Below are 21859 nucleotides of genomic sequence, written 5' to 3' on the forward strand. Positions count from 1 at the left end.
GCACCCGACTCCCGGGCCCCGGGCCCCGGGCCCCGGGCCCACCTTATGCAACCGGGCCCACGATAGAACATGGGCCCACTTTCCGGGCCCGGGCCCGGACACTAAAACCAGGGCACTCCGGGCGACCAAGCACGGGCGGCCACCCCACGAGCCAACGGCTGCAGCATCCGCCCGCTTGCTCACGCCAACGCCCGCGGCCAGCCAGCTTTCGGGCCAGCCAGACTTCGGGCCCACCCTATGCAACCGGGCCCACGATAGAACATGGGCCCAGGTCGCCTGGGCCCCACCACCCCACACCCGCAAAACGGATGCCCGGGCCCGGGCCCGGAAAGCGGGCCCACCTTACGAAAACAGCGCATCTCAGCCCAACGGGCAAACCGCAAGAAACCCGCGCCGCGCACCAACACGGAAATCCCCCGTCAAGAGCCCACCCCACCGGGCCCACCTTATGCAACCGGGCCCACGATAGAACACGGGCCCAGCTTCCGGGCCCGGGCCCGGACACAAAAACAGTGGCATCCGGGCGCTGGCGGACGCGCTACAAGTCAGGGGTGTTGCATCCGCTGGCCCGACCACGCCCAGCCAACTCTCGAGCCGTCCGAATCTCGACGTACCCAGCCCAGGGCCGGCCAGCTCTCCGACCGCCTGGCCTACGGCGCCAGCACACACTCGGGCAACCCGCCCACGGGGCCAGCCAACACTCGAGGCACCCCGTTCCGGGCCCACCCTATGCAAGTGGGCCCACGATAGAACATGGGCCCAGGTTCCGGGCCCGGGCCCGGGTAGCGGGGACGGGGGCTAGTAGCGGTAGTGGTCGACCTTGTAGGGGCCCTCGACGGGGATACCGAGATAGCCGGCCTGCTCGGGGGTGAGCACGGTCAGCTCCACGCCCAGCGCGTCGAGGTGCAGGCGCGCGACCTTCTCGTCGAGCAGCTTGGGCAGCACATACACACCCACCGGATATTTCTCCGGCGAGACGAAGAGCTCGATCTGCGCGAGCACCTGGTTGGTGAAGGAGTTGCTCATCACGAACGACGGATGACCGGTGGCGTTACCGAGGTTCATCAGGCGGCCCTCCGATAAGACGAGCACACTGCGCCCGCTCGGCAGACGCCATTCGTCGACCTGCGGCTTGATCTGCACCTTCACTGCGCCGGGCAGCGACTCGAGTGCGGCCATGTCGATCTCGTTGTCGAAGTGTCCGACGTTGGCAACGATCGCCAGGTGCTTCATGCGCAGCATGTGATCGACGCCGATGACGTTGAAGTTGCCGGTGCCACTGACAAAGATATCGACCTGTTCGACGACAGAGTCGAGGCGGGCGACCTGGAACCCGTCCATCGCTGCCTGCAGGGCGTTGATCGGGTCAATCTCGCTCACAATCACCCGGGCACCCTGGCCGCGGAGCGCTTCGGCGGCACCCTTACCGACATCGCCATAGCCGGCGACGAAGACAACCTTGCCGCCGATCAGCACGTCGGTGGCACGATTAAGGCCGTCCGGGAGCGAGTGGCGAATGCCGTATTTGTTGTCAAACTTACTCTTGGTGACCGAGTCGTTGACATTGATGGCCGGAAAGAGCAGTTCCTTGCTCGCGGCGAGCTCATAGAGACGGTGCACCCCGGTTGTGGTTTCTTCGGTGACCCCCATGAGGTCGGCGGCGACGAGGGTCCAGCGGTCACTCGACTCGGCGAGAGACCGGCGCAGGGCGGCGAGGATGACGCCGTATTCGTGACTGTCACCGGCCGCATCGGCGGGCACGGCACCGGCGGACTCGAATTCGCGCCCCTTGTGCACGAGCATCGTGGCGTCGCCGCCGTCATCGAGGATCATGTTCGGTCCGGTCCAGGTCGCTCCGGCTACTGCCGCCTCGGCACTCCAGTCGAAGATCTGCGTGGTGCACCACCAGTAGTCTTCGAGGGTCTCCCCCTTCCAGGCGAACACGGGAACGCCGGCGGGGGCATCCGCTGTGCCGGTCGGGCCGACCGCGATCGCGGCAGCCGCATCGTCCTGGGTGGAGAAAATGTTGCAGCTGGCCCACCGCACCTGCGCGCCGAGGGCGACGAGGGTCTCGATCAGCACGGCCGTCTGCACGGTCATGTGCAGCGAGCCGGCGATGCGGGCGCCAGCGAGCGGCTTCGACTCACCGAATTCGGTGCGGAGAGCCATAAGGCCCGGCATCTCATTCTCGGCCAGCCGCAGCTGATGGCGTCCCACCTCGGCGAGCGACAGGTCGGCAATCTTGTAGTTGAAGGTGCGGGGCGCGGTGGGTGAGGCGACAGTCATGCTGCTATCTTGCCATTTTCGCCTGAATGACGGCGCCATTGTTTTACGGTCCAGATCTACGCCCGGGCCGAGCGGGAGACGCTATTGGGCGGTGTCGGGCTCGTCGCCGATGAGGCGGTGCCGCATCAGCTGCCAGCCCTGCGGAGCGCTCGTGCGCTCCGCGTGCCGGGAACACAGGTCAAAGCTGTGCGGCTCCTTGCGGCCGGAAAGTGGGCCGAGCACGGCGAGGGACTCACCATAATCAAAGGTGAGCGTGGCCACGGAGGGTTCGAGGCAGGCAACGCGAGAACACGGGCGGAATGTCATTGCCTCTAAGGGTACCGGCTACCAGCCCGCCGTAGGATGGCAGCATGAGCCGATCTCGTCGTTCCGCTGCGCCCGAACCGACCGTGCGCGGTCGTGGGCGCGATCGGCACGGCCGCGGTATCCGCAGTTCGGCGACCGGACCTTTTCTGCCACCGCTGCGCACCCGCATCGACCTGTTCGATATGACGATTGCCTCGACCGTCGAGTATTTGCGTGGCCTGTGGCCCGAAGATCTGGGCGGAACCGTGTTCGAGGTGGCCTCCGGACCGCCCACCGTCGTGCCCGGCGTCGGCGTTGAACGATGGATGGTGACGCCCGAGACTAATCGGGTCGTGTTCTACCGCCTGCCGATCCAACGCTTGTCGCGCCTGCACGAGAACGATGAGATGCACCAGCGCATGATGATCGAGACCTGCGTCTTTCGCGGCGTCGCCGAATTGCTCGGCAAGGATCCGTGGGATCTCGCGCCGGATCGCTTTCGCCACTTCTAGTCACCCGGCACGGTGCTGTCCCCGGCTGGGTGAAGCCGCCCGTGAGCGCGCCAAAAAGTCGATGCTTCCGTGCTATGACTGGGATCGCGGATGGTTGACGGGTGTATTCGGCGCGTCTGGTGGTCTGAGCGTTTGCTGTATTTAGTAACAGAACGGTAACGGAATGGGGTAATTCCAAACCATTTCGCGGAGGGGACCGAACACCATGCAGACCCCAACACCACCTGCACGATCTACAGAAAAGGATTCATCTCATGCGCTCATTCACCAAGGCCACCGTCGGTTTCGCTGCTGCTGGAATTCTCATTGCCGGCCTGGCTGGCTGCTCGGCAACGGACACCGCGACGACGCCGGCACCGGCATCCAGCTCGTCCAGCTCGTCCAGCTCGGCCGAAGCCACGCCGACGCCGCTCGCCTCGATCCCCAGCCTCTCCGGTGTTGACACCGCTGTGCTGCTCGACGCCGACTTCGCTGCCGCCCTCGAAAGCCTCGGCCTCACCGCTGGCACAGTCGGAACGGCCACGCTCGAAGACGGCGCACTGCACTTCCCGATCACCGGCGGCAACGTGGACTACTACGACCCGGCCGAGAGCTACCGTCCCTTCGTTCAGGGTTCCATTGAGCACGAGGGATCCGGCTTCTCGCTGACCGCCGGCGACACCGTCGTCGAGCTGACCAACTTCACCATCGACCCGGGCACCTCGGAGCTCTTCGGTGACGTGTCGGTCAACGGCGAGTCCGCTGCGACCCAAGCCCTCCTGTTCGACCTCTACGGTGGAACCCTTGAGCCGCTCAAGATGGACGGCGACAACGCCATCCTCACCGGCACCACGGTTCACATCTCCTCCGTCGCCGCCGGCCTGCTGAACTCCACGTTCAACACCGACGCTGTCGCCGACCAGCTGCTCGTGGGTATCGCGACCATCACCGCAGCGACCAAGTAGTTACTCTTCACAGCACAATCGGGGCTCGCCACACGGCGGGCCCCGATTTTATGCGTGCCCGCGGGGCGGCTCGCCCGGCTCGCGGCAGGCGTTAGGGAAACGGGCACTCGGTGTTAGGGGTGCCGCGAACTCCAACGAGTGCCGCGCGCGAAGCGGCATCCGCTCAACGCGTCAAACGGATGCCGACACCCGGCTGCGCAAATCATCACGCACGCTCACGGCCAGGTCGGGGTGGTCGACGAAGACCCCGTCGATTCCACTGCCCATGACCGCGGCGAACTCTCCCCTCCAGTGCCCGAAGTTTGCTGCCTGATCGCCGCGACGACACGGTGCCGTGAGAAAGGAGTTCTCGGGGCGGAGGGTCCAGCAGAAGATTTGCAGCCCGGCCTCGTGCGCGTCGGTGACGAGAGACGACACGACCAGCTCGCCTTCGGCATCCGGGCGAACGATGGCCGATTTGTCAACGCTGATACCGTGCACGGCGTTTGCGGCGGGGCTGCGCCCGAGCGCGACCAGACCGGGTTCGGTGAGATAGTGCGCGTAATAGGGGGCCGCGCTGCCGCGAGCGATGACGTCGTCGAGCGGCTGCCCGGTTGGGGCGATCAGGAATACTCGTCGTGCGCTGATGCCGCGCGCGGCGATCTGACCGAGCACGGTCGGCTCGAAGCTTTCGATGATCAGCCGGTCGTCTCCGTCATCCCAGCCGGCCGCGCGCAGCTCGGCGGCGAACAGCTCGTCCAACGGCAGGCCGATCGAGGCGAAATAGGCGGCGTTTTTGATTTCGGCGACCATCCCAAGGGTGCGCCGGTAGGCGTTGGACGCCGTGTCCACGATGTCGAACAGATCCCGCAGGCGCAGGATCGGATGCAATCCGTCGTGCAGGGCGCTCTTCGGGCGCAGGTGCGGGAGGCGTTCCCGCGCCCGGAGGGTGGCGAGTTCGGCCCAGGTGAAGTCCTCGGTGAACCAGCCGGTGACGGTGTGCCCAGCGAATTCCTTCGTGGTGCGGCGGCCGGCGAACTCGGTACGGGAGGCCACATCCGTCGTGACGGAAATGTCGTTCTCGTGGCGCAATACCAAAACACCATCGCGGGTGGCCACAATGTCGGGTTCCACGGCGTCGGCGCCCAGTTCGAAGGCGAGCTCATAGGCAGAAGCTGTGTGTTCGGGGCGATAGCCGCTGGCTCCGCGGTGACCGATAACGAGAGGGCGCATCTGCACACCGTATCTGCCCCGAATGACGCCGCGAGACGGGTCAGGTGAACACCCGCTGAAGTTTCGAGGCGGTACTGACGAACGACTCACGACAACTGCGCGTATAAGCGGATATTGGCGAATCAGCGCCACCTCGGCTACCTAATCTGACAGAGTCTGCTGCTTGGCCGACGGTATTTCACAAGGAGATTTCACGGTATGCCCACCATCGAGGACCTGCACAGCGGCCTGGGCCGTGGCCCGCACCGTGGCACCGCTTCAGTGGTCGCGGTCACGACCAAGGCCAGCTCGGCGGGTATCGTCAACACGGTTTCGACACCGGGGGTGCGCCGTGCGTTCACCCCGCGTAAGAAAAAGAAGCCGTGGAAATCGTGGCTCCTGTTTCTGCTGTTCGCGGGGCCGAACGTGGCGCTGCTGATCGTGTTCACCTATAAGCCGCTGCTGCAGTCGCTCTATTATTCGACCCTGCAATGGAATCTCGGCTCCGCGGCAGCGATTCCCGTGGGGCTTGGCAACTATGTGTCCTGGTTTACCGACCCGGGCACTAGCCGGGTCGTCACTGTCACGCTGATCTTCACGGTCGCGACCGTCGGTGGCGGTATGGTCATCGGCCTGCTGTTCGCGGTGCTGCTCAACCGAAAACTGCACGGGCGAGGCGCTGCGCGCACCATTGTCGTGGCACCATACGTGCTTTCGGGCGTCGCGGTCGGGCTGTTATGGCTGTTCGTGTTCGACCCGAACTTCGGTATCACCGCGGCGCTGCTCGATGCGATCGGCGTGGCCTCACCGCCCTGGTACAACGATCCGCATTGGGCGTTGGTCATGGTCATCATCGTCTATCTGTGGAAGAACGTGGGCTACGTCGCGCTCATTTACCTGGCGGCATTGCAGTCCGTCCCGCGTGATCTGCTCGAGGCCGCGTCGCTGGACGGAGCCTCGCCGATGCGTGCATTCCGCAATATCGTGTTGCCACTCCTCGGCCCGACCACGTTTTTTCTGTCGATAACGACACTTCTGAGTTCGCTGCAGTCGTTCGACATCATTCAGGCGATGACCAAAGGTGGACCGCTCGAGGGCACCACCACGATGATGTACCAGATCTATCAGGAAGGCTTTCAAGCCGGTCGGGCCGGGTATTCCTCCGCCGTCGCGACGATCCTGTTCGCCGTATTGCTCGTGGTCACGCTGATTCAAATGAAGTACGTCGAGAAACGAGTGCACTACTAATGGCCCCGACACGTACCTCCCCAACGACGACTACCCCGCGACGGCGCCAGCCGCTGCAGCTCGGCGGCTACCTCGGCCTGGTTTTGGCCATCGCGATCATGGTCCTTCCGCTGGTGTGGATGTTCCTGGCCGGCTTCAAGGAACGCGACGAGATCTACACCGTGCCGATCCAGTGGCTGCCCGAGGCGTACGATCTGTCGAACTACGCCGCGGCTCTGGCCGCCGTACCGTTTGGCAACTTCTTTCTGAACAGCACCATCACGACCGTGATCGGCGCCGGGCTCAAAATGCTGCTCGGCCTCACCACCGCCTATGCCGTCGTGTTTCTGGAGTTTCCGTTCAAGAAATTCGTGTTCGGCCTGGTGATCTTCGCCCTGCTCGTGCCGCAGCAGATCGTCATGATTCCCAACTTCACCCTGGTGGCATCGCTCGGCTGGATCAACACGTACCAGGGCATCATCGTGCCGGGCCTGGCCAGTGCGTTCGGCACCTTTCTGTTCCGCCAACATTTTCTGACCCTGCCGATCTCCATCCTCGAAGCAGCCGCGCTCGACGGTGCGAGCCATTGGACCCGGCTTTGGCGATTCATCGTGCCGATCTCCGCACCCACCATCGCCGCCGTCGCCCTGGTCTCGATCGTCTCCGAGTGGAACGAATACCTGTGGCCGCTGCTCGTCGTCGACCGCGCTGACATGATGACCCTTCCGGTGGGCCTGACCCTGCTGCAAAACAACGACGGCGTCACCAACTGGGGTGTGCTCATGGCCGGCACGGTACTGGTCACCGTGCCGGTGCTCATCGCCTTCTTTGCGCTGCAGAAACGCATCATCGCCGGGCTGACCGCCGGCGGCGTAACCGGCTGACGCTGCGGCATCCGTGTGCAGCCGAGCGGATGCCGCCGCCCCATCTTTTCCGATTCCCGTGCCACCCCCTTCAAGGAGAGAGTTCAATGACCGCGACACCCACCTTCACCATCAACCGTCGGCAAATTCTGAAGCTTGCCGCGGTGTTCGGTGCCACCGCTACCCTCGCCGCGTGCAGCGGACCGTCCCTCGGAGCGGGCGCCGGCGCGGCCGAAGCCGGCCTGACCGACTGGACCGGAATCACCCCGGCGAAGGAGATCACCTGGTGGAGCAACCACCCGGGCACATCCAAACTGATCGAAGAAGAAATCATCAGGCAGTTCCAGGCCGAGAATCCCGAGATCACGGTGAACCTGGTCACGGCCGGGGCCAACTATGACGAGGTCGCGCAGAAGTTCCAAGCGGCGTCGGGCACCAACAGTGTGCCCGACCTCGTGCTCGCTAGTGACGTGTGGTGGTTCCGCTACATGATCAACGGCCAGATCCTGCCGATCGACGACCTCGCGAAGCACCTCGAATTCGACACAGCCGACTTCAACACGACCCTGTACGACGACTACACCTTCACCGGTAACCACTGGGCCGTTCCCTATGCCCGATCGACCCCTCTGTTTTACTACAACAAAAGTGTCTGGGCCGCGGCGGGGCTTCCCGACCGCGCTCCGAAGACTTGGGCCGAATTCGACGAGTGGGCACCGAAGATTCTCGCCGTGGGCGGAGTAACACCGCTCGGCCTCGGCAAGGGCACCTCCTGGGCGGCCTGGTGGTTCTGCAACATGCTGTGGGGCCAGGGCGGGGCATACTCCGACGAGTGGACCATGACGCTTGATACTCCCGAAGCGATCGCCGCGGCGGACTACCTGCAGTCGCTGATTTACGACCGCAAGGTTGCCGCCGTCGCCGCCGTCGACCAGGTCGCCGACTTCGGTGCCGGCTTGACCGGCTGCATCATGGGTTCGACCGGGTCACTCACCGGCATCCTGAAAGCCGCGGCCTTCGAAGTCGGCACCGGCTTTCTGCCGGAAGGTCCGAAAGGACCAGCCTGCCCGACCGGCGGTACCGGGGTCGCCATCGCCGCCGATCGCACCCCCGAGCAGCAGTTGGCCGCTGGAATGTTCTTGAAGTTCCTGACCAACTCCGAGAACACGGCGTACTTCTCCTCGAATACCGGTTACATGCCGGTGCGGACTTCAGCCCGCGACGGCGAGACAATGGCCACGGTCTACGCCGAGTTTCCTCAGTTCCGCACCGCCGTCGACCAGCTCGAGACCACTCGGTCGCAGGACTGGGGCCGAGTGTTCGTGCCCAACGCCGACAAAGAACTCACCACCGCGCTCGAGAAGATCATGCTTCAGCAGACCGCCCCGGCAGAGGCCTTCGCCGTCGCGAGCACGGCGATCGCGACTTCATTTGACGAGAACGTGAGCGCATACCTGTAGTTTCAAGGACTCAGAGTGCAGACCCGCCGGGACGGCGGGTCCGCACCCTGAGTTTGGCGCCGCCGGCAGGATACGACGCATTGGCTCGGTGCACGGCCTCCTCGCCGAGCCATGACCTTGAACGATTTGCCTCGATGTCTTGGGGCGATTTTCACGGGTGGACGGGCGTAGCTCACCGGTCGGAGCGCAAACTCACGGGTCGGCAGTTGTGGAAGCACGGTTGGAAGCACGGTTGGAAGCACGGTTGGAAGCACGGTTGGAAGCACGGTTAGCGCTGCGAGGCGCGCTCGACGGCATCGATCGGCGCGAGCTCGGCCAGCTCGGCCAGCTCGGCATCCAGATCGATGTGCGCAGTCGGGTGGGGAACACCGATGGCACGATAAAACTCGGTGACCGCACGGCGGGCATAGGACTCATGGTCGAATGCGCTCGCCACGACCTCGCCGCGCAGAAAGGCGGCGAGCCCGGCTGCCAGGCCGGCGTCCGTTTGGGGCACCACGAGACCTGCAGCCTGAGGCAGCGCATCATGGACGGATGCGAAAGCCACCGTCACGACGGCACGCTCCAGCACGAGCGCCTCGAGAAGCACCATCGGCGCCCCCTCGTAGTCACTCGACAGCACGAAACAGTCGGCCGCGGCGAGCACGGAATACGGGTTGGCGAGCGCGCCGGTGAGCGTGACCGCGTGTGCGAGCATCAGGTCGAGGATCAGCTCGGCCAACTCGTCTTGCAGCGGGCCCGCGCCCACGATGACGAGGCGGGTGAGCGGATGTCGGGCGTGCACGAGCGCAAACGCCCGGATCAGGCGAGCCTGGTTTTTTTCGGGCGAGAGGCGCCCGATGGTGACGAAGGTGATCAGATCGGAGGCAGGCTCCCCGGCAGCACGGGCGCCGCGCCGGATGCGCTCGACGTCGACAGTGTTGTGCGCCACCGTGAATTTCGAGCGCGGCGCGTAGATACCGAGCGCCTCGGCGTTGATCGCGGCGAGCGCCGGCGACACTGAGACCAGGCTGTCGAAGCGGTCATAGGAGGCGAAGGTCTGGGTGAGGGCGCGCAGCATCCGTTTCGATCCTCCGACACTGCGGTGGGCGTCGGCGGCGAGGTCGTTGTGCAGCCAGATGGAGCGCACGGCGGGCGGCGAGTGCAACAGCAGTTCGGCCCAAAACGGGCCGTATCCGCTGAAGTCGACGACGTGGTCGAAGCGGCTGTCGCCGAAACACCGAGTGAATTCCTCGGTGAACTCGGCGGCAATGACGGCGGGACCGACTGTGGAAGCGACTGTGGAAGCGACGGCGGAAGCGACGGCGGAAGCGACTGTGGAAGCGGCCCTCCGGCGGCGGGCGAGTCGCTGCCGGAATCCGCCGTTCATGCCGCCGATCCGAGCGAATTGCCGCACCCTCGGGTCGATCAGGCGCTGGTTGGCCCGGCGGGCCGGAGCGGTGGTCCGAGCGAAGGCGACCGAAACGTCGAACCGGCTGTGGTCGATCGCGCCGAGCAGGTTGAGCGCGGCGGAGGTGATGCCGTTGGGCTTCATACCTCCGAGATAGATGAGCATGGATCTGCGATCGGACAGTTGCGACTGGCGCAACAGCTTGCCCGGGTCGATGCCGCGAAAGACGATGTCGATCACGCGGGCACTCGCAGCACCGTCATCCTGGCCGACATAATCGTGCTGCGCGATCCGATAGCGCTCGGTGAAGGCAGCCAGCCGACCGTGTTCGGCGACCTCGCCGATGACGGCGACCACCTCCGCAACCGTGCGACACAGCGGGCCCGGCAGCTCGGGCGGCGCTAGGTACAACCCTCGGGACTGCTCGAAGTCGGCCAGGTCGGGCGTGAAAAACACGATCGGCCGGCCGGTAGCGAGAAAGTCGAAGAAGATGCTGGAATAGTCGGTGACGAGAATACTGGCCAGCCCGAGCACGACGTTGGTCGGCAGGTCGTTTGGAACCAGCACCCGGGCGAGGTCGGGCCGGCCGGCGGCGAGCGCGTGCACGGCCTGGTGGGTTTTCAGCAGCACGACATAACGGCTGCTGTCGATGCCGGCGGTAATCTGTCGCACCCGGTCGAGCAGTACGTCGAGATCATCGTCGGGGTGCGCAAACGAGGCGCCCTTCCACGTGGGGGCATACAGCACGATCTCGCGGCCGGTGATGTTCAGCGGCGCGAGCCGGACGCGGGCGGCTCGCGCTTGGTCGGCGGTGAGTATCTGACGGTCGATGCGGGGGGAGCCGGCCAGCAGCATGCGTCCCCGAAAAATGCCGTCGAGTTTGTAGGCACGCTCATACATTTGCCTGGCCATGAACGGGTTGGCGGCGAGCAGGTAGTCGGCACTCACGAAATTGCGCAGGATATTGGCGGTGCCGAACGCTCCGTCGAGCAGGTCATAGCCCATGTGTTTGAGCGGGGTACCGTGCCAGGTGTTGAGGTAGACCTGGCCGGGACGCTTGCAGAATTGCGGCGGGAAGGTGGCGTTGCTGATCAGGTAGTGGCTCGTGGCGAGCGCCCGATAGTAGGCGGGCGAGCCGGTTTTCACGATGCGCACGGTGCGATCATGGCGATACTCTCGGCGGGCCGCGCGCGGGTCTTTCAGCGCCCAAATGTGCCGCAAGCGGGATTGATCGGACGCAATGCGTAATCGGCGAAACAGCGCTTCAGGGTTGCAGAGTATTCCGGAGCCGTTGAACGCTTCGTAGAGCACGGCGTTGGGGTTGATCGGGCGCGCGCGCCAATAGGCGTGGGCTTCGTAGCGCCACGCCCGACGGATGCGCTCGACGAACCGCGCGAGGCGACGTTTGATCCCGGCCCACCCCCTGGTCAGGACAGACAGGATGAATCGGGCGGCCCGAACGACGCGCATGATCTACGCCGCCGGGTAGGAGATTGGAAGCGAGGCCCCACGCTCGGCGAGCACGGCGCGCAGCCGAGTGGGATAGTCCGTAATGATGCCGTCGACCCCCATATCGATGAGGGTGTGCATGAGCGCTGTCTCGCTGACCGTCCACGGGATCACGGGCAGTCCGGCAGCGTGGGCATCAGCCACGAGCTTGGGCGTTACGGTCTCAAAAATCGGCGAGAGGGCGTCGTAACCGGCTGCGGCGGCGGCGCGGGCGACCGAGCCGTCGTAGTCGTCGATATCGATGCCGCCGAGGTGCACACTCGCACCGGGCTGGCCCACCTCGAGCCAGTCGTCGCCCTGCGTGAGGGCGACGAGCCGCAGCTCGGGGGCGATTTGCCGCACGAGGTTGAGCGAGGCCCAGTCGAAGCTCTGCACCGTGACCCGGTCGGCGCGGCCCGACGCCGCAATGGAGGCAACGACGGCGCGGGTGAGCGCCGCCATTTCGTCGGCGCCGGTCGGTCCAGGAACCTCAATCTTGGTCTCAATGTTGAGCTGCACGGTGTCGGCGCGGTGCAGTTCCAGAAGCGCGAACACATCGGCGAGTTCAGCGATAACGTTCTCGGGCACGTTCTGTTGCTCGGGGTAGCCGGGCAGCTGCTGGTAACCGCAGTCGAGCATCTGAATCTGGGCAAGCGTCAGTTCACGAACGCGATGACCGGCATATGGATAGTCCGGATCATCGCGGAAGGCGGCATCCGTGTCCCGGCATTTGCTCTCGGTGAGTACATCGTCGTGCCAGACCACGATGCGGTCGTCGCGGGTGAGGTGCGTGTCGAGTTCGAGCGTGCTGACGCCGAGTTCGAGAGACGCGGTGAAAGCGGCCAGGCTCTCCTCGCTGTGTTCGCCGCGGCCGCCGCGATGGGATTGCAGGTCGAACCCGCCGTTCGAATCGAGTGACGTCGCGGTTTCAGCCGACATCGCGGGCCTGGCCAGCGCCGATTCCCCCTGCACGGCCAGCAGCGCCCCGCCGACAAGAACCGAGGTGAGGGCGGCGGCGGCCGCGGTGATGAGAATCTTGTGCATGCGGGCACTCCCCCGGTGTCGCGGCACGCCGACCGGCGCGCGCATGTGCTCACGTTAAGCAGTCGAGGTGACCGGCATCCGCCCGGCAACCGTCAGGCGCATGAACTCTGTATTAACACGTGCGTTCTCAGGCCGGGACGGGCTGGCGCCGGCGGGGCAGCATCCGCTTGATGGCGCCCGGTCCGGCTCGGCGCAGGGAGACCACCACGATCACGATGATTGCGATGGCGATCGACGCCCGGGTGAGTGGCACGCTCGGCACGAGCAGCCGGAGGGTGAGCGCCATCGGCACCAGCAACCATTCCCAACGGCCGCTCAGCGCCACGAACGGCAGGAGCAGCAACGCATACCAGGGGTAGCGCGGGCTGAGTATGAGCAGGGTCGTGCCGATCATGACGAGCTGGCCGACCCACGGTCTACTCTGGTCGGTCTTGAGAATGACCAGCACGGCGACGATGCTCAAAATTAGGCCGGCCACGATGATCGCGGACGATCCCGGCGCAACCAGGGACACCAGCGCGAACCGGGATCCGTCCTCATAGCCCTCCTCGGAGAGGTAGCCGGGCAGGTATCCGAGCACCCCGATGCCGGTGGCGAGCACATAGGGAACGTATAGCAGCGCGAAACTCAGAACGGATGCCGTGACCATGCGCCACCCCCCGCGCTTGAGTATCGCCGGTGCCGCCAGCACCGGGATGAGCTTGGTGCCAATGGCGATTCCGAGCAGAACGCCGCCCCGCCAGACCTTCTTGCTCGAGACGAGGAACACGGCGGCGACTGCGAAGATGACGCCGAGCATGTCCACGTGGGAGTTGGTGATGGCCTCGGTGGCTACGAGCGGACACCAGGCCCAGAGCGCCGCGGTGCGCAGGTCGAGGCCGCGGCGGTGCAGGCCGACCAGGAGCATGACGGTCGTGCCAAGGCTGAGCAGCAGCCCGCCCAGCTGCAACGGCCAGTAGCCCGGCTCCGGACCGGTCAGAAACCGCACGCCGGCGAAATAGATTTCACTCGCCGGCGGGTAGATCGTGGGTACCGCCGTGCGGTTGAGCGCCGAGCAGAGCAGATCGCCGGACTCGGTCTTGTGGGCGCGCGCAATGCGCTCGCCGACGCAGGTTTCCGTACCGGAGTCGAGAACAACGGGTGCCGGGAACAGCCAGTCTGGTCTCAGGGAATCAAGGCGGTCATCCGCTGGCGTGTAGGCGTAGGGGCTGATGCCGTTGTTTTGCACGATTCCGTCCCAGGCGTAGCGCGCCGAGTCGGTGCTCGTGTTGGGCGGCCCGACCAGAGCAGCACCGCCGATCAGAGCGGAACCGGCCAGGATCAGCGCCACCACAGCTATGCCGTTGACCCGGCGCAGCAGCCAGTACGCCAGGCCGAACAGCAGCCAGAGCGCGCTGGTCGCGAGTACGAGTTGCACCGCATCGCGGTGCGGGTTGAACAGGTCGAAGGCCAGCACGCTGAAGGCGGTGAGGGCAGCGCTGAGCACGAGGAGCGCCGAGATCACAATTATTCGCACCAGTCCATCCTCACCTACGAGCGCTCCGGCGCGCTCCCTCAAGGCGCTGCGGCGCAAGATACCCGCAGACCGTAAGACTTAGAGATCGCGTAGTACTCCTGGAGCGACATCAGCTGCATCCGCTCAGCCCCACCCTTCGGGTTCGGTCAGTAGTATCAGCGCGTCAAGGCAACGACCGACCAGCGTGCCGGCCGGGAGGCAGTCACAGAGGCCGATCAGTTCGTCGACCATCTCGACAACGGACCGCATCGTGCAGCAGGGACACCAGCCCTGAGCGTCAAAACTGGCCCGCATGGCGTCGATGTAGTCGTCTCGCGACATCCCCACAACGTCTCGAACGACGGCCGTAGCGGTGTGGCCATCTGAGCTCATTCCCGCGAATGTGCGCCCACAGTCACAGGGACCGTTGGGGTTACGCCGGCTGGTGGGGCAGGGCTCCAACATCCACACCAACTCACCGCCAATACACGCGTTCGGTCGGCCCACGGTGGCGCGCCGTGCCGCTTTACTGTGTACGACCGTCTCGGCCGCGACCAATACCTTCATCGTGCTTCTCCTTCAATCTCGGCACGAGTCTGGGTGAGTAGTTACCAGAAACGGTAGCGGCACCCACCGACATCGCTGCGGCGCCCCGAAATCGGTCGCCCCGGGGCCACGGGCTCGACCGGGTCGCGTAGTGCTCGCGACGCACCGTGTGCGGACCGTAAGGATTCAGCGGGGTCACGACGGGGACTCCGGTGGTGCAATAGAAGTATGCGCAGATTGATGTATGAGGCCCAGCGAGCGCTGGCGTCGCCGGTGCGCAATCCGCGGATGGCGACCGTGATCGGTCGGTTGCTCGGCGCCGCTTTTCTAATCTGTTTCGGCACCGGCCTCTATAGCCACTTCCTCCAAGAACCGCTCGACTGGATGCGCTTTTCGACCCGACCCGAATTTCTCTACCAGGTCACCCAGGGCACGCACATCATCGCTGGCATCGCCTGCTTCCCCCTCCTGCTGGCCAAGCTCTACATTGTTTTTCCCGACTTGTTCGCGTATCCGCCGGTACGCGGGTTTCTGCATTTCTTGGAGCGCGCCTCGATCGCCCTGTTCGTGGGGGCTTCGCTCGTGCAGATCACAATCGGACTGCTCAACACCTACCAGTGGTATCCGTGGCCGTTTCCGTTTCGGCAGGTGCACTTCGCGCTGGGTTGGGTGCTGATCGGGTTGTTGGTCCTTCATATCGCCGTGAAGCTTCCCGTGATCACCCGGTACTGGAGCAAGGCATCCGCTGATGAAGAAGACGATGATCACCTTGTCGATGCGGTGTCGGGTGACCGGTCCGAGAACGCCGAGGCTGTGCGGTTGTGGGGAAACACCCGCCCCGGCGGCGTGACCGGGCGGGTGCTCGACTACATCGACCGGACGCCGCGCACGCCGAGCCGCCTCAGCCGGCGCGGATTTCTCACCACGGTCGGCGTGGCCACGACGGCTGTCGTCGGTCTCACCGCCGGGCAGACCTTCACCCCACTGAATGCGCTCAATCTGTTCGGGCCGCGCAAAAAAGGCGTCGGCCAGCAGGGCGTTCCGGTGAACCGTACAAGCGCGCAAGCCAAGGTAGCGGATGCGGCCACGGACCCAACGTGGGCCCTGACCCTGATGGTCGCCGGCACCGAACGCGCCTTCACCCGGGCAGAACTGCTCGCCCTGCCGCAGACCGAGGTGACGCTGCCGATCGCGTGTGTCGAGGGCTGGAGTCAGATGGCGCAGTGGCGCGGTGTGCGGTTGCGTGACCTCGCCGATCTCATGAATGCCGACCCGGACACCTCGTTTCGCCTGATCAGCCTCGAAGAACGTGGCAGCTTCAGCAAGACCCAGATGGGTCGAGAATATGTGCGGGACCCGCTCACCCTCGTAGCGCTCGAGCTGAACGGTGAGACCCTCGATCTCGAGCACGGGTATCCAGCGCGCATGATCGCGCCCGGCCGCCCCGGCGTGCTGCAAACCAAATGGCTGAGCCGAATCGAGGCGATCTAAACATGAGAGCGAATGCGAGTAGGCCCGGTAGCGGCCCGGGGTTCCGATCGGCCGATGTCGTTGGAGTGACCGGATTGAATCCTCCGCCAGCCGGAATCCCGGCGTCAACGAGTCGGCAGATGCGCAGCATCCGCTTGGTGCTGGTGGCTGTCGGCGTGCTGCTGCTGGCTTGGGGTGCCATTGTGATGTTTGATTCGGTGCGGCCGACCCGCATTCCCGGGGTGGTGCTGTGGATCGCGGCCGCGATCGTGCTGCACGATGCTCTGCTGGCCGTGATCGTGTTCACGCTCGGCCTGGCATTGCGGCGGGTCGGCCGCCGGCTCACCGGCACGGTATTGCTGATCGTGCAGGGCGGGATCATCGTCGGGTCGATCGTGTCGCTCATTGCGGTGCCGACGATTCTGGCGAAGAACTTTGCGCCGGCCAATCCGACGGTGCTGCCGCTGAACTACGGCCTCAATCTGGGCATCTTCTGGTTCATACTCGCCGCGCTGACCGTGGGGCTGGCGGTCTGGGCGTCTCTGCGAGCGCGACGGCCGGTCGCGGAGTTGCCCGACGACACCGGTCGCTGACGCTCGGCGCTCGGCGCTCGGCGCTCGGCGCTCGGCGCTCGGCCGAACGAGCGGGCGGGGTACGCGGGTCGGGGTACGCGGGTCGGGGTACGCGGACCGGGGTACGCGGGTCGGGCCCACCTTATGCAACCGGGCCCACGCTAGATCATGGGCCCGGTTGCATAACATGGGCCCGCTCTCCGGGCCGGTTGCATAACATGGGCCCGCTCTCCGGGCCCGGGCCCGGAAAGCACCACGCACGGCTGGGTACGGCTAGACGCGGGCGAGGCGCACGAAGGAGCGCCCGCCTTGGGTCCAATCGGCCACCGGCACGAGTCCGACCCGTGCGGCCCGTCGGCGCAGAGCACTGACTCCGATTTCGGCCCACGGAAACGCGTCACTCGTGTGTCCGGCGGCGTCGTGCAGGGTGCCCTCGTAGGCGAGATCGTGCTCGGGGTCGCGGTGTACCTCGACAACAAGCACCCCGTCGGCAGCGAGCAGGAAAGCACACCGCTCGAGCAGAGCCTCGGGGTCTCCGCCGATGCCGATGTTGCCATCGACGAGCAGCAGGGTCGCCCAGGATCCCTCGAGCGGAATCGCGTCGAACACCGATTGGTGCAGCACCGCGAGTCCGGCGGCGAGGGCGATGCGCACGGCGGTCGGCGAGACGTCCACACCGAGGGCGTCCAGTCCCTGATCCATCGCGGCCTGAATCATTCGGCCCGGACCACAGCCGATGTCCAGCAGCGGTCCGGCAACCCCGGCGAGCAGGGAACGGTCAATCGCATCGGCATCGGCGCTCCACCGCCCGGCGTGCATGGTCGAAACCCGGGGCGGGGTGCCCGGATCGGCGTCAGCCCGGTGACCGTGCAAATAGAGCGTGTTGTTGTCGCTCTGCAGGGCTTGGGCGTAGGGTTCAGATCCGCCAGCACCGAAGGTGCTCTGGCGCTCAATGCGACCGGCAGGGGCACGGTCGGCAGGGGCACGGTCGGCCGAGTGATCTCTGAAGCGGGGCGACACGATGGTCATGAGCTTGTCCCTCGCACGAAAAGAATGTCGGCGTTCGGCTCAGCGTCCAATTCGCCCGTAGCCTGTTCGCCGGCACTCGGTTCGTAGTCGTCGAGCCGAGCGGATGAATTCATCCGGGCGAAAGCGCGCGCGAAGCGCGTGTTTGGGGCGGACGCGGCGACGGTGCGGGCATCCGCTATGGTGTCGACGTCGGTGAGCGAGGGCAGCAGGCGCACGGTCAGGCCAGCATCGTCGAGGCGCTGCAGCTGATGAGCACCGGTATCGGCGCGGCTCATCGGGATGCCGCGCAGCAGCGCTCCCGTCGGGTTCTTCAGTGCGAGCGCCCAGAAGCCGCCGTCATCGGCGGGGCCAAACCAGGCGTCAACGGCTGACTGCGAGTCCAGGGCCTGGTTCGGGTCGCGGGGCGCGCCCCCCTCAGGGATCGAATCCGGGGAGCGGGGCGCCGGCACAGTGCTCGGCGCAGTCACATCCTGCGGCGCGATTAAATCGCTCGATGCGGTTAAATCGCTCGATGCGGTCACATCGTTCGGCGCCGTGGCGCGGGGCTGCGCCGTCGAACGGAGTCGCGCGGTTGAACCGAGTTGGGCGGTCGACTGTTCATTCCATTCGTGGAATACCGGGGCGAGCAGCGCGGTGCTGATCTGCGGGGTATCCATTCCGAGCAGTAACGTCGGCTCATCGAGGTGATCGAAGATGGCGGCGAGACGCTCGTCGAGGCCTCCCCCGGTCTGCGGCAGAATCTCCCAGCCGGATGCCTCCGCCGGTACCGTCACACCATCGAACGCCAGGATGCGCCGCGTTGCCGGCAACTCTCCGGCAACCGCGAGGGTGTCGGCGAGGCTGGCCGCGGCGAGTGACGCTGCCTGTTCGAGCGAAAGCGGGGGGTGCAGGCGGGTTTTGACCTTGCCGGGCAGGCATTCCTTCGCGATGACGACGATCACGGTCATGAGCGGGCCTCGCTCGCGGCAGCCCGGGCAGCGCCGGCATCACCGGCAGCGCGGTCAGCGCCGTCAACCCGGTCAGCGCCGTCAACCCGGTCAGCGCGGTCAGCGCCGTCAGCCCGGTCGGCCCGGTCGGCCCGGGCAGCGCCGGCATCACCGGCAGCGCGGTCGGCACGGGCAGTCCGGTCCCGGGTGCCGACATTGTTGTCGGTGGCGGTGGCGCGGAGCAGCGCGGACATGTCCTTGATGGCGGTGACGGTACCGCGCACGGTGCCGGTCACCTTGCTGCGTCCAATGCGCGGCGCGTAGCCGGTATCGACTTCACGGATGCGCCAATCGGCCGCTGCGGCGCTCAGAAACATCTCAAGCGGGTAACCGCTACGGCGGTCGCGCAGGTCAAGGGCGAGGAGGCGGTCGCGGCGGGCCGCCCGCATGGGGCCGAGGTCATGAATATTCACACCGGTTATTCGGCGCAGTCGCCAAGAAAGATAGGTATTTGCTAACCGGGCATGCGGCGGCCACGCGTTGCGAGTGGTCGGGCAGCGGCGGCCGAGCACGAGATCGGCCTCGTCGGCGCTGATCGGGTCGACCACGAGCGGCAGGTCACGGGGATCCATCGAGGCGTCGGCGTCGCAGAAAGCCACGATCGGCGCGGTCGCCGCAAGGAGGCCGGCGTGGGCGGCGGCACCGAATCCGCGGCGGTTTTCGTGCACGACGTGGGCGCCCAGGCTGCGGGCTAGTTCGGCGGAGCCGTCGGTCGACCCGTTGTCAACGACGATCGCGCGGTAGCCGGACGGCATCCGCTCCAAAATCCACGGAAGCGCGCGCGCCTCGTTCAGGCACGGCAGAACCACATCCACCCGAATATCGATCATTCTTCGACCCTAATGCGACGCTCTGACGGTTCCGGGCAAAAGAGATTACGAACCGCGGAAGGATACTGGCGCGGGGATCTATTGCTGGGCGAACGGCGTCATTAGGGGGAAGCGCAGCGGGCGGCGCAGTGCGGACCGGTTCTGGCCTTGCGTAACGGGCACGCCGCATCACACGGCACGGCGGCCGCCCGCTTAGTCTGAGGGGGTGTCCCCCTCCCAATACTTTGCCCCACCCCGAACGGATGCCCTCGCCGGCCGCCGCGTGCTTGTGATTGAAGACGACCCGATGGTGTCCGAGGTGGTCGGGCAGTACCTGCGCGCGGCCGGATTTGTCGTGGACGAGGCCGTCGACGGGCTGGCCGGTCTGCGCCAGGCCGAAGCCATTCAGCCGGATCTGGTGGTGCTCGACCGCATGCTTCCGCTACTCGACGGCATCGAAGTGTGCCGGCGCATCCGTATGAATTGGGGCACGCTGCCGGTCATCATGCTGACCGCGCTCGGCGAGGAAGAACACCGCATCGAGGGCCTCGAAGCCGGTGCCGACGATTACCTGGTGAAGCCCTTTTCGCCCCGGGAACTCGTGCTGCGAGTGCAATCGGTGCTGCGGCGCAGCAGCGCCGAGTCGATTCCGGAGGGGATTCTCGACGCCGGAGAGTTCTCCCTCAATCTGGCCGCGCACGAAATTCGGTTGCGGGGCCGGCCGTTGACGCTCACCGCGCGGGAGTTCGACCTGCTCGCCTATCTGATCTGGCGGCCGTCGAAGGTGCTCACCCGCGAAGAGCTTCTGCGCTCGGTCTGGGGCTGGGAATTTGGCGACCTGTCCACGGTGACCGTGCATGTGCGGCGACTGCGGGAAAAGATCGAGATCGACCCGGCGCATCCGCTACTCGTGAACACGGTGTGGGGGGTCGGCTACCGTTTCGACCCGGTGCCACTCGGCGAGAGCGCGGCACCATCTGCGGCGGATCCGGCACCGGGCGGCATGGAATGACCGGCGCGCGGGGCGGCATCCGCTTGGCGCGAGCCGGTGTGCGATGACCGGCCAAGTGTTTGCGACCGTCGCTGCCATTGCCCTGGGCTGCGCTCTCGTCGTGGGCGCGCTCGGATTGCTCGCGCTGCGCCTGCTCTCCCGCGGGTCACTCGTCACTCAGCTCATCGTCGTGGCATTTGCGACCATCGCCTCGGTCGTCAGCGGAACGGCCGCTGTCGCCTCGTTGATGTATCTGTCGGCGCACGATTTGACCGTCTTTTACGCGGTCGCCGTCGTCGCCGGAATCGTGTCCCTGGTCATGGCCTCGGTGCTGGGGCGCTCGCTCGTGCGAGACAACAAGTATTTTCGTGCGGCGGCGGCGAGCATTGGTCGGGGCGAATCCGTTATCTCTCCGGATCGGCATACGAGTGCTGAGTTCGCCTCCCTCGCCGGGGAGCTGGCGGCCACGGCCGATCGGCTGACCGAATCGCGCGAGCGGGAGGACCGCATCGAGGCCTCGCGACGCGAAATTGTGGCGTGGATCTCGCACGATCTGCGCACCCCGCTGGCCGGCATTCGCGCCATGTCCGAAGCTCTCGAAGACGGCATGGCGCCCGACCCTGAACGGTATTACGTGCAGATTCGCGGACAGGTCGATCGGCTCAGCAGCATGGTCGATGACCTGTTCGAACTGTCCAAGATCCACTCCGGAGCGCTGCAGCTCAGCTTCGAACGGGTGGCCCTGTACGACCTGATCAGCGACACCGTCGCCGATCTTGCGCCGGTTGCCCTGGCCAAATCACTCGACCTGCGGTTCGAGGGCGAGCGCGGTCTCACCCTGCAAGCGGATGCCCGCGAGCTCGCCCGCGCCGTCGGCAACCTGGTCATGAACGCCATCCAACATTCCCCGGCCGGGAGCGCGATCGTGGTCTCGGTCACCCGACACGTGGACGGGCGCGCGGTGATCTCGGTCGTCGATGCGGCCGGCGGCATTCCCGAGCAGGACCTCGACCGGGTGTTCGAAGCGGGCTGGCGGGCGAGCGAGCCGCGCACGGCGTCCGCTTGGGGTACCGGCGCCGGTCAGAGCGGCGGCGCCGGGTTGGGGCTCGCGATCGTCGAGGGAATCGTGCTGGCTCATGCTGGGCAGGTTACGGTGACCAATGTGCAGAACGGATGCCGGTTTGAGCTGCTGCTGCCGCAGCATCCGCTGGGCTGACGGTTTGCCGGACTGACGGTCTGACGGTCTGCGGGTCTGCGGGTCTGCGGCCGAG

At 65.8% G+C, this 21859-nt stretch carries 19 protein-coding genes; 9 read left to right on the forward strand and 10 right to left on the reverse strand.

Translation table 11 applies throughout. The features are described from left to right. Window positions 1-798: 798 nt before the first annotated feature. Together ahcY and QMK22_RS17090 are read right to left on the reverse strand one after the other, a co-directional pair. Window positions 799-2286 (reverse strand): adenosylhomocysteinase, encoded by a 1488-nt coding sequence (ahcY, locus tag QMK22_RS17085; RefSeq protein WP_283498857.1) that lies wholly within the window; start codon window positions 2284-2286, stop codon window positions 799-801. A gap of 81 nt (window positions 2287-2367) precedes the next feature. After that, window positions 2368-2592: a DUF3499 family protein gene (locus QMK22_RS17090; RefSeq protein WP_283498858.1), complete on the reverse strand. Its 225-nt coding sequence runs from the start codon at window positions 2590-2592 to the stop codon at window positions 2368-2370. 44 nt (window positions 2593-2636) lie between these two features. On the opposite strand from QMK22_RS17090, the gene QMK22_RS17095 reads away from it, so the two are divergent. Both QMK22_RS17095 and QMK22_RS17100 read left to right on the forward strand, forming a co-directional pair. Next, window positions 2637-3083 carry a metallopeptidase family protein gene (locus tag QMK22_RS17095; protein WP_283498859.1) on the forward strand — a complete coding sequence of 149 codons (447 nt, stop codon included), beginning with the start codon at window positions 2637-2639 and terminating at the stop codon, window positions 3081-3083. A gap of 254 nt (window positions 3084-3337) precedes the next feature. Continuing rightward, on the forward strand, window positions 3338-4027 hold the full coding sequence (locus tag QMK22_RS17100) for a hypothetical protein (RefSeq protein ID WP_283498860.1): 690 nt from the start codon (window positions 3338-3340) through the stop codon (window positions 4025-4027). 171 nt (window positions 4028-4198) lie between these two features. Here the strand turns inward: QMK22_RS17100 and QMK22_RS17105 are convergent, their stop codons facing one another. After that, entirely contained in the window at window positions 4199-5239 is a 1041-nt protein-coding gene (locus QMK22_RS17105; RefSeq protein WP_283498861.1) for a glycerophosphodiester phosphodiesterase family protein, read from the reverse strand. A gap of 198 nt (window positions 5240-5437) precedes the next feature. Between QMK22_RS17105 and QMK22_RS17110 the strand changes: the two genes are divergently transcribed. From QMK22_RS17110 to QMK22_RS17120, 3 genes are all read left to right on the forward strand, one after another. Continuing rightward, a complete protein-coding gene (locus QMK22_RS17110; protein ID WP_283498862.1) occupies window positions 5438-6466 on the forward strand; it encodes a carbohydrate ABC transporter permease in 1029 nt (342 codons plus the stop codon). Then, window positions 6466-7329 carry a carbohydrate ABC transporter permease gene (locus QMK22_RS17115; protein WP_283498863.1) on the forward strand — a complete coding sequence of 288 codons (864 nt, stop codon included), beginning with the start codon at window positions 6466-6468 and terminating at the stop codon, window positions 7327-7329. Before QMK22_RS17110 ends, QMK22_RS17115 begins: the two co-directional genes overlap by 1 nt. An 86-nt stretch (window positions 7330-7415) precedes the next feature. Then, complete coding sequence (locus QMK22_RS17120) at window positions 7416-8768, forward strand: ABC transporter substrate-binding protein (RefSeq protein ID WP_283498864.1); 1353 nt, start codon at window positions 7416-7418, stop codon at window positions 8766-8768. 268 nt (window positions 8769-9036) lie between these two features. Here QMK22_RS17120 and QMK22_RS17125 read toward each other — a convergent pair whose 3' ends face one another. The 4 genes from QMK22_RS17125 to QMK22_RS17640 form a co-directional block, all read right to left on the reverse strand. After that, window positions 9037-11628 (reverse strand): glycosyltransferase, encoded by a 2592-nt coding sequence (locus QMK22_RS17125; protein ID WP_283498865.1) that lies wholly within the window; start codon window positions 11626-11628, stop codon window positions 9037-9039. A 3-nt stretch (window positions 11629-11631) separates the two neighbouring features. Next, window positions 11632-12690: a glycerophosphodiester phosphodiesterase family protein gene (locus QMK22_RS17130; protein ID WP_283498866.1), complete on the reverse strand. Its 1059-nt coding sequence runs from the start codon at window positions 12688-12690 to the stop codon at window positions 11632-11634. A gap of 127 nt (window positions 12691-12817) precedes the next feature. Further along, complete coding sequence (locus QMK22_RS17135; RefSeq protein WP_283498867.1) at window positions 12818-14206, reverse strand: glycosyltransferase 87 family protein; 1389 nt, start codon at window positions 14204-14206, stop codon at window positions 12818-12820. Between the two features lie 123 nt (window positions 14207-14329). Next, window positions 14330-14752 (reverse strand): DUF7715 family protein, encoded by a 423-nt coding sequence (locus QMK22_RS17640; protein ID WP_502857965.1) that lies wholly within the window; start codon window positions 14750-14752, stop codon window positions 14330-14332. Between the two features lie 207 nt (window positions 14753-14959). On the opposite strand from QMK22_RS17640, the gene QMK22_RS17145 reads away from it, so the two are divergent. Both QMK22_RS17145 and QMK22_RS17150 read left to right on the forward strand, forming a co-directional pair. Next, on the forward strand, window positions 14960-16222 hold the full coding sequence (locus QMK22_RS17145) for a molybdopterin-dependent oxidoreductase (protein WP_283498869.1): 1263 nt from the start codon (window positions 14960-14962) through the stop codon (window positions 16220-16222). A gap of 119 nt (window positions 16223-16341) precedes the next feature. Beyond that, window positions 16342-16794: a hypothetical protein gene (locus QMK22_RS17150; protein WP_283498870.1), complete on the forward strand. Its 453-nt coding sequence runs from the start codon at window positions 16342-16344 to the stop codon at window positions 16792-16794. Window positions 16795-17046: 252 nt separating this feature from the next. Here the strand turns inward: QMK22_RS17150 and QMK22_RS17155 are convergent, their stop codons facing one another. The 3 genes from QMK22_RS17155 to QMK22_RS17165 are packed head-to-tail and all read right to left on the reverse strand — an operon-like array spanning window position 17047 to window position 19618. Continuing rightward, window positions 17047-17802 (reverse strand): class I SAM-dependent methyltransferase, encoded by a 756-nt coding sequence (locus QMK22_RS17155; RefSeq protein ID WP_283498871.1) that lies wholly within the window; start codon window positions 17800-17802, stop codon window positions 17047-17049. Next, a complete protein-coding gene (locus QMK22_RS17160; protein ID WP_283498872.1) occupies window positions 17799-18749 on the reverse strand; it encodes a TIGR04282 family arsenosugar biosynthesis glycosyltransferase in 951 nt (316 codons plus the stop codon). Before QMK22_RS17160 ends, QMK22_RS17155 begins: the two co-directional genes overlap by 4 nt. Further along, window positions 18746-19618 carry a glycosyltransferase family 2 protein gene (locus QMK22_RS17165; RefSeq protein WP_349361332.1) on the reverse strand — a complete coding sequence of 291 codons (873 nt, stop codon included), beginning with the start codon at window positions 19616-19618 and terminating at the stop codon, window positions 18746-18748. The genes QMK22_RS17160 and QMK22_RS17165 overlap by 4 nt, the downstream gene beginning before the upstream one ends. Window positions 19619-19823: 205 nt before the next feature. On the opposite strand from QMK22_RS17165, the gene QMK22_RS17170 reads away from it, so the two are divergent. Beyond that, entirely contained in the window at window positions 19824-20609 is a 786-nt protein-coding gene (locus QMK22_RS17170; protein ID WP_283498873.1) for a response regulator transcription factor, read from the forward strand. Window positions 20610-20652: 43 nt separating this feature from the next. Beyond that, complete coding sequence (locus tag QMK22_RS17175; RefSeq protein ID WP_283498874.1) at window positions 20653-21804, forward strand: sensor histidine kinase; 1152 nt, start codon at window positions 20653-20655, stop codon at window positions 21802-21804. Window positions 21805-21859 lie beyond the last annotated feature (55 nt).

Source organism: Cryobacterium sp. PH29-G1 (assembly GCF_030063365.1).
GTDB lineage: Bacteria > Actinomycetota > Actinomycetes > Actinomycetales > Microbacteriaceae > Cryobacterium.

Excerpts from the sequence above, each read along its gene's own strand:
- ahcY (WP_283498857.1), bottom strand. The coding sequence starts at position 2,286 with ATGACTGTCGCCTCACCCACCGCGCCCCGCACCTTCAACTACAAGATT.
- QMK22_RS17090 (WP_283498858.1), bottom strand. The coding sequence starts at position 2,592 with ATGACATTCCGCCCGTGTTCTCGCGTTGCCTGCCTCGAACCCTCCGTG.
- QMK22_RS17095 (WP_283498859.1), top strand. The coding sequence starts at position 2,637 with ATGAGCCGATCTCGTCGTTCCGCTGCGCCCGAACCGACCGTGCGCGGT.
- QMK22_RS17100 (WP_283498860.1), top strand. The coding sequence starts at position 3,338 with ATGCGCTCATTCACCAAGGCCACCGTCGGTTTCGCTGCTGCTGGAATT.
- QMK22_RS17105 (WP_283498861.1), bottom strand. The coding sequence starts at position 5,239 with ATGCGCCCTCTCGTTATCGGTCACCGCGGAGCCAGCGGCTATCGCCCC.
- QMK22_RS17110 (WP_283498862.1), top strand. The coding sequence starts at position 5,438 with ATGCCCACCATCGAGGACCTGCACAGCGGCCTGGGCCGTGGCCCGCAC.
- QMK22_RS17115 (WP_283498863.1), top strand. The coding sequence starts at position 6,466 with ATGGCCCCGACACGTACCTCCCCAACGACGACTACCCCGCGACGGCGC.
- QMK22_RS17120 (WP_283498864.1), top strand. The coding sequence starts at position 7,416 with ATGACCGCGACACCCACCTTCACCATCAACCGTCGGCAAATTCTGAAG.
- QMK22_RS17125 (WP_283498865.1), bottom strand. The coding sequence starts at position 11,628 with ATGCGCGTCGTTCGGGCCGCCCGATTCATCCTGTCTGTCCTGACCAGG.
- QMK22_RS17130 (WP_283498866.1), bottom strand. The coding sequence starts at position 12,690 with ATGCACAAGATTCTCATCACCGCGGCCGCCGCCGCCCTCACCTCGGTT.
- QMK22_RS17640 (WP_502857965.1), bottom strand. The coding sequence starts at position 14,752 with ATGAAGGTATTGGTCGCGGCCGAGACGGTCGTACACAGTAAAGCGGCA.
- QMK22_RS17145 (WP_283498869.1), top strand. The coding sequence starts at position 14,960 with ATGCGCAGATTGATGTATGAGGCCCAGCGAGCGCTGGCGTCGCCGGTG.
- QMK22_RS17150 (WP_283498870.1), top strand. The coding sequence starts at position 16,342 with ATGCGCAGCATCCGCTTGGTGCTGGTGGCTGTCGGCGTGCTGCTGCTG.
- QMK22_RS17155 (WP_283498871.1), bottom strand. The coding sequence starts at position 17,802 with ATGACCATCGTGTCGCCCCGCTTCAGAGATCACTCGGCCGACCGTGCC.
- QMK22_RS17160 (WP_283498872.1), bottom strand. The coding sequence starts at position 18,749 with ATGACCGTGATCGTCGTCATCGCGAAGGAATGCCTGCCCGGCAAGGTC.
- QMK22_RS17165 (WP_349361332.1), bottom strand. The coding sequence starts at position 19,618 with ATGATCGATATTCGGGTGGATGTGGTTCTGCCGTGCCTGAACGAGGCG.
- QMK22_RS17175 (WP_283498874.1), top strand. The coding sequence starts at position 20,653 with ATGACCGGCCAAGTGTTTGCGACCGTCGCTGCCATTGCCCTGGGCTGC.